The sequence below is a fragment of the Bacillus sp. AC266 genome, from assembly GCF_979253805.1.
The window spans coordinates 326,522-339,749 of the sequence record NZ_CEEDEC010000005.1 but is presented as its reverse complement, the minus strand read 5'-3'; the positions used below and the strand labels follow the sequence as shown (position 1 = coordinate 339,749).

The 13,228-nt window shown below is 35.0% G+C and carries 15 protein-coding genes; 8 read left to right on the top strand and 7 right to left on the bottom strand.

Translation table 11 applies throughout. The features are described 5' to 3' along the window. Positions 1–116: 116 nt before the first annotated feature. Genes AC0IXC_RS21715 through AC0IXC_RS21705 form a run of 3 tightly spaced genes read right to left on the bottom strand, consistent with a single transcriptional unit; the run spans position 117 to position 3,069 of the window. Positions 117–1,268 (bottom strand): ABC transporter permease, encoded by a 1,152-nt coding sequence (locus AC0IXC_RS21715; RefSeq protein WP_002029935.1) that lies wholly within the window; start codon positions 1,266–1,268, stop codon positions 117–119. Between the two features lie 26 nt (positions 1,269–1,294). Next, on the bottom strand, positions 1,295–1,969 hold the full coding sequence (locus AC0IXC_RS21710) for an ABC transporter ATP-binding protein (RefSeq protein ID WP_016101751.1): 675 nt from the start codon (positions 1,967–1,969) through the stop codon (positions 1,295–1,297). Further along, positions 1,966–3,069, bottom strand: a complete 1,104-nt coding sequence (locus AC0IXC_RS21705; protein ID WP_471653271.1) for an efflux RND transporter periplasmic adaptor subunit — start codon at positions 3,067–3,069, stop codon at positions 1,966–1,968. Before AC0IXC_RS21705 ends, AC0IXC_RS21710 begins: the two co-directional genes overlap by 4 nt. A gap of 215 nt (positions 3,070–3,284) precedes the next feature. Between AC0IXC_RS21705 and AC0IXC_RS21700 the strand changes: the two genes are divergently transcribed. From AC0IXC_RS21700 to AC0IXC_RS21685, 4 genes are all read left to right on the top strand, one after another. Beyond that, positions 3,285–4,019 (top strand): YwaF family protein, encoded by a 735-nt coding sequence (locus tag AC0IXC_RS21700; protein ID WP_326997015.1) that lies wholly within the window; start codon positions 3,285–3,287, stop codon positions 4,017–4,019. 87 nt (positions 4,020–4,106) lie between these two features. After that, entirely contained in the window at positions 4,107–4,973 is an 867-nt protein-coding gene (locus AC0IXC_RS21695) for an ABC transporter permease subunit (protein WP_063219336.1), read from the top strand. A gap of 1 nt (position 4,974) precedes the next feature. Further along, complete coding sequence (locus AC0IXC_RS21690; RefSeq protein ID WP_471653270.1) at positions 4,975–5,979, top strand: ABC transporter permease; 1,005 nt, start codon at positions 4,975–4,977, stop codon at positions 5,977–5,979. Positions 5,980–6,118: 139 nt separating this feature from the next. Continuing rightward, positions 6,119–8,041, top strand: coding sequence for an FtsX-like permease family protein (locus tag AC0IXC_RS21685; protein WP_471653269.1), 1,923 nt, complete (start codon positions 6,119–6,121; stop codon positions 8,039–8,041). Positions 8,042–8,079: 38 nt separating this feature from the next. Here AC0IXC_RS21685 and brnQ2 read toward each other — a convergent pair whose 3' ends face one another. The 4 genes from brnQ2 to AC0IXC_RS21665 form a co-directional block, all read right to left on the bottom strand. Continuing rightward, complete coding sequence (gene brnQ2 / locus AC0IXC_RS21680) at positions 8,080–9,396, bottom strand: branched-chain amino acid transport system II carrier protein BrnQ2 (protein WP_002029943.1); 1,317 nt, start codon at positions 9,394–9,396, stop codon at positions 8,080–8,082. A 220-nt stretch (positions 9,397–9,616) separates the two neighbouring features. Next, a complete protein-coding gene (gene cotJC, locus AC0IXC_RS21675) occupies positions 9,617–10,186 on the bottom strand; it encodes a spore coat protein CotJC (protein WP_002140479.1) in 570 nt (189 codons plus the stop codon). 12 nt (positions 10,187–10,198) lie between these two features. Continuing rightward, complete coding sequence (locus AC0IXC_RS21670; protein WP_002140482.1) at positions 10,199–10,462, bottom strand: spore coat protein CotJB; 264 nt, start codon at positions 10,460–10,462, stop codon at positions 10,199–10,201. 8 nt (positions 10,463–10,470) lie between these two features. After that, on the bottom strand, positions 10,471–10,686 hold the full coding sequence (locus AC0IXC_RS21665) for a spore coat associated protein CotJA (protein WP_002140483.1): 216 nt from the start codon (positions 10,684–10,686) through the stop codon (positions 10,471–10,473). A 109-nt stretch (positions 10,687–10,795) separates the two neighbouring features. Here AC0IXC_RS21665 and AC0IXC_RS21660 point away from each other — a divergent pair, with 109 nt between their 5' ends. The 4 genes from AC0IXC_RS21660 to AC0IXC_RS21645 all read left to right on the top strand — a co-directional run bounded on the left by AC0IXC_RS21660 (position 10,796) and on the right by AC0IXC_RS21645 (position 13,172). Further along, on the top strand, positions 10,796–11,161 hold the full coding sequence (locus AC0IXC_RS21660) for a VOC family protein (protein ID WP_000398543.1): 366 nt from the start codon (positions 10,796–10,798) through the stop codon (positions 11,159–11,161). A 20-nt stretch (positions 11,162–11,181) separates the two neighbouring features. Beyond that, the gene (locus tag AC0IXC_RS21655; RefSeq protein ID WP_043331297.1) at positions 11,182–11,961 is read left to right on the top strand and encodes a DUF2935 domain-containing protein; all 780 of its coding nucleotides are present in this window, start codon (positions 11,182–11,184) and stop codon (positions 11,959–11,961) included. Between the two features lie 312 nt (positions 11,962–12,273). After that, entirely contained in the window at positions 12,274–12,555 is a 282-nt protein-coding gene (locus tag AC0IXC_RS21650; protein WP_107887871.1) for a YkvA family protein, read from the top strand. Positions 12,556–12,566: 11 nt separating this feature from the next. Next, positions 12,567–13,172, top strand: coding sequence for a DedA family protein (locus AC0IXC_RS21645; protein WP_002010780.1), 606 nt, complete (start codon positions 12,567–12,569; stop codon positions 13,170–13,172). The last annotated feature ends 56 nt before the right edge of the window (positions 13,173–13,228 follow it).

Below are 13,228 nucleotides of genomic sequence, written 5' to 3'. Positions count from 1 at the left end.
GTTTCACTTTATATAATAGAAGTTAGAGGTTCTTATTTTTGTCAAAACGTCGATGAAATTACATTTGCCTTCAACAAAATAAAAAACGTAGGAGTGTAAACTCCTACGTTTTTTATTTACTCATATCGTAAACATTCAATTGGATCAAGTTTAGCAGCTTTGTTTGCTGGTAGTAAACCGAATGCAATACCGATTAGCATTGAGATACCTACTGAAAGAAGTCCAAGTTCTTTTGAGATAACGAGTGGCCATCCGGCAAAGATTGAGACGATCCAAGCGAAGAAAATACCAAGCATGAATCCGATGAAACCACCGAGTCCTGTTAAAATACAAGATTCAATTAAGAATTGTGTTAATACTTTACCGCGCGTTGCACCAAGTGCTTTACGAATACCGATCTCACGTGTACGTTCTGTTACAGATACAAGCATGATGTTCATTACACCGATACCACCAACAAGTAAGGAGATAGCGGCAATGCCACCGAATACCATTTTCATCATACCGATGGATTCGTCTAATTGCTTCGTAAATTCACCTAAGTCCTGTGCTTCGAATTTGTGCTCGAATTTAGGAGCTTTCATGTCGTTTAAAACAGAAACAGCTTGTTTTTCTACACTTTTACGTTCTGTTGGAGAGGTCATTGTTAATTTTACAGAGTCATACTCATTTACTCCTGAAATGACAGGCGCGTTTTCAAGAGATGTATAACCTTCAGGCATAGCCATTCCAAATTCGTTTTTCGTTTCGTATACACCGACTATTTTATACGGCTTTCCTTTTACATCTGTGTATAGATTTGATTCCCAACCACTAAATAATTTGTTGAAAGCTTCTTCATTTAATATAACAGCAGGAATTGCTTGGTTTAATTCGCTGTCGTTTAATTCACGACCGTGAACTAATTTTATTTTCGAATCTGTCATAAAGGCGCCTGTTCCACCTTTTAAATCAAGAGAGACATCTTTTGAACCAGAAGATGCTTTTACTTTCATACTTACATCTGGATAAACATCTTTAACGCCTGGTACAGTTTGAAGACGTTTTAGCATATCAGGTGTGATTTTGGCACTATCAGTTCCATAATCAGGGTTGTTGTAGTAAATCGTTACTTCAGTATCTTTTCCTTGGCCTAACTCTTTTTTAAACTTTGCATTTGTACCATCACCCATTGAAATGATAGTAATAATGGCGCTAATACCGATAATAATACCTAGCATTGTTAATATAGAACGCATTTTATGAGCAAAGATAGAGGAAAGGGCCATGCGTATATTTTCACTCGTGTTCAAAATTAACCTCTCCAATCTTGGACGATATTTCCGTCACGAATTACAATTTGACGTGCTGCCGCTTCCCCAATTTCACGATCGTGGGTAATCATAATGATTGTTGAGCCTTGTTTGTTTAATTCGTAAAAGAGATCCATAATTTGTGTACTTGTTTTCGTATCAAGTGCACCCGTCGGTTCATCTGCTAAGAGAAATTTCGGGTTATTTACGATTGCACGTGCGACTGCGACACGCTGCTTTTGTCCACCTGACAATTCATTTGGTAAGTGAGTAGCACGATCAGCTAAACTGACTTTTGTTAAAGCTGCTAATGAGCGCTCACGTCTTTCTTTTTTATCGACTCCAGCGTAAATAAGAGGTAGTTCTACATTTTGAAGTGCTGTAAGTCTCGGTAATAACATAAAGTTTTGGAATATGAATCCGATCTCTTTATTACGAACATGTGCAAGTTCTGTTTCAGACATGTCTGAAATGTTTTGACCAGCTAGTTCGTACGCACCTGTCGTTGGCTTATCTAAGCAACCGATAATGTTCATTAATGTTGATTTACCAGAACCAGATGGTCCCATAATAGAAGTGAATTCCCCTTGGTTTAGTGTTACATCAATTCCGTGTAATATTTGAACGGACTCTGCACCATTTTGGAAAGATTTCGTGATGCCTTTTAAGTTAATCATTGAGTGACAACCTCCATACCGTCTTTTAAGTCTTTTTCAGGTTTAGAGATAATTTCCTCTCCTTTTTTCACTCCAGAAACTTTTGCTTCGCTATCTGTCTCGAATTCAACAGTAACTGCTTGTTCTTTCGCTTTACCGTCTTTTACAACGAAGACAACATTTTTGTCACCTTTTTTCACAATGCTGCTTTTCGGAACAATCGTACCAGTTGCTTCGCCAGATTTACTTGTTACGTAAACATGGAAGCCGTTTTGTAATTCTTCACTATTATCTAATGTGACAGTGAATTGATAATTAGAAACAGTTTTATTTTCGTCCATGCTCTTTAATGGTGTAGAACCGATTTCTGTTACTTTTCCTGTCCAAGTCTTACCAGCGACAGTTTTTGATGAAACAGTTACTTCTTGCCCAACTTTCATACTAGCAAGTTCATATTCAGAAAGTTGACCTTTTACTTTAAATTGACCAGCGTGACGAAGTGTAATGCCACTCATACCTGTTTTTTCATCAGCAGTTTTTACGATATCATCAATTACACCGTCGGTTGGACTCGTTACAGAAAGTGTGTTTACTTTCTCTTTTGCTGCTTTAATCATTTCATCAGCTTTTTCTACTTCAAACTTTTTCATTTCAAGTTGTGATTCTAATTGTTGCACTTCGACTTCCGATGCCTTTAATGCTTCCTGAGGAAGACCTGCATTTTTATCTTTTTGTAATTTTTGTTTCGCTGCATCAATTTGTTTTTGATATAATGTCACTTCTTTTTGTGCAATTTTCTTTTGCATTTCTGCTTCTGTTAAACCTTGTTTAGCAGTAGGGTCATTATATTTAAATAGAAGCTGCCCTTTTTTCACTTCGTCACCTTTTTTAACAGCTAATTCATACGTACCTTTTGTTGGATCAAATGAAATTGTTTCGATGCCGTTTGGAATGACTTCACCGCCAAATTTTTGCGCGTTTTCAATTTGTTTTTCTGTTACTTTATATCCGCTATATGCCATTGCTACTTCTGAACTACCGCCAGCTAAAGCAAAATATGATCCAGCTGCAATTCCGATCGCTACTACACTAGTAATTAATACTTTATTTTTCTTCTTCATCTATTTATCACCTTTTCGTTCGTTTTAGTATCTACATTAAGTATAGAAGAGGTGAAGAATCTGACAAATCGTTTTAGCTTACAATAACCTTACAGTTTTGTAAGGTATAAATATGTAAATGTAAGGTGGAGGTTGTCCTAGCTAGTTTAAGCAAATGAATTGACTCGTTGTTTCTTTCTAACAATAATATTGTATGAAGGAGAGGAGGGAGGAAGATGGAAGCTTATTTTAGTGCGCATCCATTAAAACCATTTATTCCGTACTCGAGGCAACATGTCATTATATTATTTATTATGTTGGTGGGGATATTTTTTCTGTATCAATACCAAGATTTATTGCGTCAAAGTGAGTGGAATATAACGGTTCGATATGCGATTGCATTTCTATTTATAGGAAGTGAGATTGGACTTCATATGTGGGAATGGAAAGCCGGTATTTTTGAGCTAGGCACTTCATTACCATTTGAGTTATGTACGATTAGTTTATTGTTAGCATCGATTATGATTGTAACGAAAAGCTATCGAATATATGAGATTGTGTTTTTTACAGGAATTATCGGTGCATCGCAAGCCATTTTAACGCCGAACGTGCAATACGCTTTTCCGCATTTTCGCTTTATAGAATTCTTCATTGCACATGTATTACTCATTTGGGCACCGCTCTTTATGACGTGGGTAGAAGGATATAGACCTACCTTGCAATCGATTAAGCGTACGATGATATTTTTAAACATAGTAATTCCAATCGTTTCATTTGTTAATTATAAAACGGGTGGCAATTATATGTTTTTAGCTCGTAAGCCAGAAACTACTTCATTACTCGATATGTTAGGGCCGCATCCTTACTATATTATTTCATTAGAGCTAGCTGCGCTTATTGGATGTTTTATTTTGTATATGCCATTTGCGAAAAGAGAAGGGCATGCGCATAAAGAATCACTAGGATCATAACCTAGTGATTTTTTTATTATAAATATTTACAATTCAGAAAATTAAGAATAAAATTAAATGGTAAATTATATAGAGAGAAGGGGGAAAATGGTAAAGAAAGTTTTTTTGAATGGGATGGAAATGACAATTCAATTTATCATTTCAATTTTGGGTATTATTTTTTTAGGGGCACTGCCGAAATTATTTTATGGATTTGAGCTGAATGTATCAGCGTACATAAAGAGTTTAAAAGAAGTATTTGCGAAATTAATGGATATTTCCAATATGCAATATGCAAGTGATAAATTTTTATTTCCACAGTTGTTTGTTCATTATAAAGAAACAATGGTTATTTTCTTGTCTGCATTTTGCATTTCATTATTTGTAGCATTTTGTATCGTTTATATGATTATGAGTAGTTCACCGCGTATACAACATCGAATTAAATCATTTCTCATCTTCCTAGAATCCATTCCAGACATTCTTCTTATTTTGGGATCACAAATTTTAGTTATATGGTTTTTTAAACAGACAGGTTTTTTACCCTTTCAAATTGCGTCAATCGGAGGCGAGTCTATTAGAGGATTGCCAATATTTTGTTTGAGTATACCGACTACGATTCTGTTTGTAAAACTGTTAGTGCTTCGTTTTGAAAATGAGCTAGAAAAAGATTATGTACTATTTGCTAAGGCGAAAGGGTTGGGGCGTTTTCACATTTTAAATCGTCATATTTTACGAAATGTGTTGCTTAGTACACTGTTCTTTGCGAAAACGAATATTTTTTTTATGTTATCTAATTTATATATTATAGAATGGATTTTTAATACGAGAGGTATTTTTATGTTTTTGAAATCATATCCGGATATTAGGGTTGAGGTTTTCATCGTTAGTGTGCTGCTTATTTATATTCCGATTTTTATTTTGTTTAAATTGTTTCATTATCTCATTCCAGCTGCGATGAAGGAGAGGCTATAATATGTGGACGTATATAAAACACGATAAAAGATTTTGGATAAGCATTGGGTTTCTTCTCATATTAGTTCTTTTGAGCATCGGAAATACGATATGGAATGATGGACATATTAGACAAGTTACATTGCAATATGATGCGGATGAAAATCCACAAGTACCACCGTTTTCACCTTCATTACAATTTTTACTTGGGACAGACCGGAAAGGATATGACCTTTTACATTTAGTAATTGAGGGAGCAAAGTGGACGATTGGAATATCGTTTTTAATCGCATTACTTAGAATGGTAATGGGTGTGTTTTTCGGTGTTTTGCTCGGAACATACATAAAAAAAGGCTTTTCAAAGATTGAGGCTTTCTTTGATAGTTTTACAGTCATTCCAACAGTTATGATTGCGTATTTCTTGCTTCGCTCTGTGAATACCTTTGGAAATGGAGAGGAAACAACAACTTTTTTTGAAAGAGCTTCGTTTCAAGTGGTATTACTTGTAATGCTTGCGATGCCGGTTATTGCACTGTATGTTGCGAAGGAAGTTCGTAAATTACAAACGGAAGAATTTATTGATGCCGCGCGCATATTAGGTGGATCGAGAAGACATATTGTTATAAAGCATCTTTTTCCGCATCTTTATATGACGTTTATACTCGTATTTCTTCAACAGTTTACGCAAACTCTTACTATTTTACTGCACTTAGGGCTACTGGAAGTATTCTTTGGCGGAACTGTTAAGTTTTTCGGACCGGTAGAAGAAGTAGACTCTTACACGCATGAATGGTCAGGTTTAATTGGAGTATACTTTAGATCCTTAACGGTGCATCCGTGGATTCCTCTCGTCCCAATTACATTTTTCGGGCTTACTATTTTTTCAGGAAATATGATTGTGAAAAGTATAGAAGAAGCGATGACAAAAGTTCGATTAGGGGGAGAGATAAAGAAGACGGATGTAGAAGCGGAACAATCTGCTGTGCAGTCAAAAGAAGAGTTATTTACTTTTAAACATACGATGTGAAGAACCTAGGAAACTAGGTTCTTTTATTTTGTTATATTACAATATCGTAAGAGAGATGTAATGAAAATCGATAGGGGAGAAATACAATTTCGTATACACTTCATGTATAGAGAAATGCGAGAGCAGGTGAAGGTATACGATGGATTTTTTAGAAGTATCAAAACGTAGTATAAAACGAAATATGAAAGATTATTTTCTATACTTTATTTCATTAGTAGGCAGCATTATTATTTATTTTACATTCGTATCGATTAAACGAAATGAAAGTGTAGTAGCTCTTTTAAAAGAATCGGATAAGGTGGAAACGACATTTACGTTTGCACAAATATTGTTGATTATCTTTTTGACGATATTTGTTTTTTATTGTAATAGCTTCTTTTTGCGAAAGAAGAAAAAAGAAATTGCGCTATACAGTTTATTAGGTATCCGTAAAGAAGAAATTGCGAAGTTACTCTTTTATGAAACGTTATTAGTTGGTGGTGCGGCAAGTGTGTTAGGTATTCTTGCTGGTTTATTTATAGCGAATATATGCGCAGGGCTTCTTGTGAAGTTAATGGGAAGTGCGTTTACTTTTACATTTACGATTTCATTTTTATCTATAGTAGAAGTTCTTATAACGATAGGCGCAATTTTCTTTATTGCATCATGGAAAAGTAAAAAGTTAATTTATGAGCATCGTTTAGTTGAATTATTATATGGTGAAAATCAGAGAGAAGAGGCACCCACGTATTCAAGTAAGAAGGCAAAACGAGCGATTGTTTTATTAATTACAGGTTATATCATTGCGCTACTCACACAAGTTTTTGGGTTTGGAGCCATTTTTATTACAGGTCTACTTATTTTTGGTTGTATTGTAAAAGGTACGTTTTTACTATTTGAGCAATATACAGTGAAATCACTCCATAAAATAAAGGGAGATAAAACGAAATATTGGAATGGAACGAACATTTTATCCATTTCTTCATTGTTCTTCAGAATAAAAGGAAACGTAAAGATGCTGGCGCTATTATCTTTATTAAGTGCGGTAACGTTATGTACGATTGGAATTAGTTCTAGTATGTATTATGGAGCGCAGAAGACAGCGGCATTAATGAATCCAGTTAGTTATGAATATGTAACAACTGGAAAAGGATTAGATAAGAAAGTTAGAGAAGAAATTCAAAAGCATGAGTTAGCAATCAAACATGAAACGTCTGTAGTTATGCTCTCTATGCAAGGGAAGATAGATGGAGAACAAATATTAACTGGGTATTTAATAGGTAATGGTAATGTACAAGTTATAAAAGAGTCGGATTTTAATAAATCAGCTTCTATGTTAGGGAATAAAAAAGCTGTGCTTCATTCGGAAAAGGAAGCAATTTTATTAGATCCGTATAAATCATATAACATTGAAAAGAATTCGCTTGAAGGAAACAACGTGTCCTTTGAAGGGATGAAGAATGGTATAACAATTGTTGAGCATCGTGAGGAAACAATTGTTAGTGCGAAACTTGCGCCAGTTGGACTTGTTGTTCAAGACTCGTTATTTAATAAGTTGCAGCAAGGAAATGCTGTTTCAAAGGTAAGTGGATTTATCGTTGAAGGAAACGGTAGTAGAGAGCTAACGAAAGAGCTAGAGACTATTCTTTTTAAGGAAGCGAAATTCCAATCATTTGAACAGGCGAGTCAAGCTGAGTTGCAAGATGGTGCAGTGTTGTTATTTGCAAGTGTATTTTTAGGGATTGTTTTTATTCTGGCTACTGGCTGTATTTTATACTTTAAACAAATAACAGAAGCGCTGGCAGAGCGACCAGCATATGGAATGTTAAAGAAAATCGGACTAACGAAAAGAGAAGCAACAGAGTCTGTAAGAAAACAAGTAGGAGCGATTTTCGTAGTACCATTACTGCTTGCGATTTGTCATACATTCTTTGCATTTTTAAGTTTGATGGGCTTTACAGGGATGTTTGAATATAGTCTTCCTTTACTAGGTAGTATAGGAGTGTATATCATGATTTACTTAGGCTACTATATGTTAACTGTTCGCTCATATACAAATACTGTATTCAGCGATAGAAAATAAAAAGAAGCAAGCATGGATTTCATGCTTGCTTTTTTTCTTTATTTTGTAGAAACTTCACCTGCAGCTTCTGTTTGCGGAATACAGTATCCGATTATACCACCGATTATTGCTGGAACGATCCAGCCGATTCCTAAGTTATAAAAAGGAATTGTGTGTACGATATTAGCGATAAAACTTGGTATCATTCCCACATTATCAAGTGCATGAATACAGCTAATAATGAATGCTGCGATCATCGCTCCGATATAGACAGAAGGTTTACGTTTCGTATATTTATCGATAAATGATACGAAAATTAAAATGATTGTAATTGGATATAAAATAATTAATACGGGTAATGTAATTTTGATTAATAAACTTAATCCTAAGTTTGAAATAACGAAGCTAAAAATACAAACGTATAGTACAAGCTTCTTATATGAAACATTTGTTAATACTGTTGTGAAATAGTTGGCGAATGCACTTACAACACCGATTGCAGTCGTTAAACAAGCAGCTATAATTGCGATACTTAATAAAACATTACCGCTTGTCCCAAAGAATTGATACATAATAGTTGCTAATAGTTGACCGCCATTTTCAAATTGTCCTAAGTTTCCGTTTGAAGCGCCGATATAACCTAGTAAGAAGTAAACAATTGTTAAGAAAAGAGCCGCAATGCTTCCGCAAATAATTGTATATTTCGCAATGGATTTCTTATCTTGTATACCGTTTTGGCGAATTGCATTTACAACAATTGTTGATAATACGAGAGCTCCGATTGCATCTAATGTTAAAAAGCCTTCGAGAAATCCTTTGAAAAATGGGATTTCTTTATAGTCACCAACAGGTTCTGCGAACGATACTGGTGAAAGAATCGCCTTTGTTGCCATAATTGCAATAATTCCAAGCAAAATTGGCGTTAATATTTTTCCGATATGATCTACTAATTTGGATGGATTTAACGATAAGAAGTAGACGACTATAAAGAAAATCGCACTAAAAACTAACATAGAGTACCATTGATCTGGGAAAAGTGGTGCAATCCCAATTTCATAAGATACAGTTCCAGTTCGTGGAATAACAAATAGTGGGCCGATGGAAAGATAAATAATGATAGCGAATACTGCTGCGAATTTTGGGTGAACACGGCTCGCTAAAGTATTAAAACTACCACCAGCAAGGGCAACAGCGACGATAGCTAGTAAAGATAAACCGACATCTGTAATAATAAATCCTGTAATGGAAACCCACATATTTTCTCCGGAAGAAAGACCGAGAAGAGGCGGGAAAATCATATTACCAGCACCGAAGAAAACTGCGAATAGTAATAAACTAATCGAAAGTATTTGCGCTGGTTTTAAAGTTGTACGCATATAAAGAAAAGCCTCCTAATGAGCGTTTTTTTGTCGAAAATTCAAATAATTTGTCGATTAACTGTTATTATTTTAAAGGTCTGATGACTAGAAAGCAAGAGGGAATTTTAAAAATATTTTAAAATAATGCGTAAAATTGAATAAATATACTATTTATATGTTAATGCAGGAAGAATTTCACTTTTAACGTAAAAAAACACATATCGCTAGGATATGTGTATTAAAAATAAATTTGCCTATCACGTTCTTCTTTTAAAATTTCTACAGCTTCTCGGAAACGTTGAGAATGGACAATTTCTCGTTCGCGTAAAAAGCGTAAGCTATCATTTATATCGGGATCGTCTGATAAATCAATTAGCCATTGATAAGTCGCTCGTGCTTTTTCTTCAGCTGCAATATCCTCGTATAAATCTGCGATAGGATCTCCTTTCGCTTGAATGTAAGTGGCAGTAAAAGGAACACCACCTGCATTATGGTAAAACAAGGCGCTATCATGATTCGCATAATGCGCGTCTAATCCGGCAGCTTTCATTTGTTCAGGTGTTGCATCTTTTGTTAATTTATAAATCATTGTAGCAATCATTTCTAAATGTGCGAACTCTTCTGTACCAATATCGGTTAGTAAGCCAACGACTTTATCAGGAATTGTATAACGTTGATTTAAGTAGCGAAGAGCAGCAGCTAGTTCGCCGTCCGCACCACCGTACTGTTCAACTAATAATCTTGCGAGTGCTGGATTACAAGTACTCACTTTAACAGGATATTGTAATTTTTTTTCATAAATCCACATAGTTTCTCTCCTTCATATTTGCCATGGCCACGGTCCTTTGCTCCATTCCCATGGAGCGTTAGAATAACTATTTCCAAACTGCTGAAGTGGTCCGTATTTTTCTTCGATTTTTTGTTTTAATACTCTTCGTTTATAAGAAAAATCGTTGAATTGATTTATAGCTGCAGTATCGTCGGGATGCGTATCTAAATAGAGAGTAAGTTCAACTAATACAAAGTCTAATTCTTGAAGTTCTTCAATCCATTTGTAATATTCATCAGGCAATGTTTGTGTCACGTCTTTATTCACCGTCCTTTTTTGTAAGGATTTTCATAATAATCATAAAAGGCAGGCCATAAAGTCCCTTTTCTTAAAGCTTCTTTTGGTGTGAATTGGGGTAAATTAGTTGGTTGAAAGCCCATATATAAGTGCGGGGGAGTTGAGTAATATTTCTTTCCAATTGGAGGACAAGGATCGTTTGGACCATGATAAGGTATGAAGGATTTCATGAATTTATCCATGTTACACGCCTCCTTTATAAATGAAATATCCATTACTATGTATTGTATTCGTACATAATTGTCATTTATGACTCATATAAAAAACTAATAGAGACAGGGGGAGTTGAGGATGGAAGGCATTACAACATGCATCGTATTAGAATCAAAAAATTTAAAGGAAACATTGTATTTTTATGAAGGGATTTTAGGCTTTAAACCAAGCAAGGAGAGACCTCAACTACATGTAACAGGTGTTTGGTATGACGTTGGTTTAACGAGAATTTGTTTTGTGGTAAATCGGAATTTACGAGGGCGAGAGAAGGTTGCTAATTCTTCGTGTGAATTAATAACCTTTTCAATTTCTGATATGGAAAAAGTAAAGAGAAAATTACAGTTTTACAAAATATCTTTTGCGGAAGAACAGCATGCGGATGGGGTGGTAATTACTCTGTATGATCCAGATTGCTATAAGCTTCAAATTTCATCAGAGGCATGAGTAACCATAGGGGGGATAGTGTGGATAGAATGTATGAAGAAAGCGCACTGTTTGAACATAAATTTTGGCTCAAAGTTCTTGGGGATCATGCTCAGTTTTTACTAGATGCTTTAGCTCCACAGGAGAAAGAAGATATACAGAAAGCCACCTATTTTGTAGAAAAATTCACGAACTTTTTAAATGAAATTCATACTGTAAATTTTATTGCATTTTCAAAAGATGCAGAACAAGCTGCAGAGGAGATTCGAGCATTTAAATTAAATATTATACAAAAGCAATTGGAAGGTAAAATTGTGATTCATTTTACTCCGACTTTTATTAATCATATGGTAAATGAAGTGGAGGAATATATAACAGTATTAGAATACTTAGGGAGGGGAGAAGTCCCGCCCGTTTTTCATGAACTACACTATCATCTCGCGTGGTTAACGGATGCAGCAGGGCATGCTGGTTCTATTTCAGGCGGATTAGATGTTGTGGAAAAAAGATTGAAGGAGAAAAGTGATTTGTTTGCTAAACATTTTGAACAATTTTATTTAAAAGCAGTTGAAATGACAGGTTATTTACGGTCAGAACTGAAACATTTTCCAGCTTTGAAGAAGTTTACAAAAGACGTTTCACTAGAGCTAAAGTTATTCTCGCATTTCCTTCGAGAAGTAGAAGAATTAGAGTTGTCTGAGCAAATATTAAGTTCATTATCAGCCAGGATGGCGGATCATATGGCGAGGGAGGAGTGTTACTATTTATTGAAGTTAGCACAATCCTCAGGGTTAGAGATACCGAAATGTAATCCGCTTTAAAAATAGATTGTAGGGAAGATTAAGCAGACAAATTGTAACAGTGATAGAAGTATGTGAACAGGTTTCATTATGAAAAAAATATTGACAAGCCCCTCCAAATATCTTAATGTGATTGTATAAAATTGTGTATCTAAAGGGGAGTAACTTATTACAGTAAAGTCGTCATTACAGGGAGAAACCCTCGGCTTTATTGGCAACGTTTCGTTGTTAGTGAGACCTTTACCAGCAATGGTAAAGGCCCCTTATTGTCTTTTTAGGACCCTTACCATATTTGGTAGGGTCCTTTTTGTATACAAAGAGAGGAGCTAGAAAATGAAAAAACTTATTAGTAGATTAAGAGTTATATTTCATGTCCGCCGTTTTGTTCCATTTCTATTTGACTTTTTTACTTCAAAAGAGGTTTCCATAAAGAAGAAAATCTTATCTATTGCTTTTTTAGTTGGTTATGTAGCGATGCCGCTCGATTTAATTCCAGACTTCTTACCGTTTATCGGTATTTTAGATGATATTGGAATTGTGTTATTTATTTTAAATCGAATTGTAAAAATGGCGCCAGTGCAATTGCAAGAAAAGCATAACGTAAACGTAGGATAGGAGTTGAAAATATGGAGCAAATTATTTTAGATATAATCGAGTTTTTAAAGCAGTTTTCTTATTTTGGAGTCGTGTTAGCTTTAACTTTTGAGTTTATTCCAGCAGAGGTAGTTTTGCCTATGGTTGGATATTGGGTATACGAGGGTGATATGAATTTTTGGCTAGCTGTATTAGCTGGAACGCTTGGCGGAACGACAGGACCTTTAACGTTATATGCGCTCGGGTATTACGGTGGTCGTCCTCTATTAATAAAATACGGGAAATACTTCTTCATTAAAGAAGAACAAATTCAAAAAGCAGATGATTTCTTTGAAAAATATGGACCGGTTGTAGCATTTGTTGGACGCTTTGTGCCAGGAGTTCGAACGCTTATTTCCGTTCCATGTGGTATGGCGAAAATGAACATATGGAAATTTAGCATATATACATTTGTAGCAATGTTCCCATTAACGACTTTGTATATTTATTTTGGAATGAAATTAGGTCCGCATTGGGAAAAAGCAGCGGGTGTTGTTGGACAATATATGCTACCGATATTAGCCGTCGTTCTTATTATTGTAGGTGGTATTTTAATCTATAAATTTATGAAAAAACGAAACAGATCGGAATCTATCTAGTCATTGGTAATGGAATTTGCATATTTTTTGAAAATAGATGAATAGTACAGGCAAAA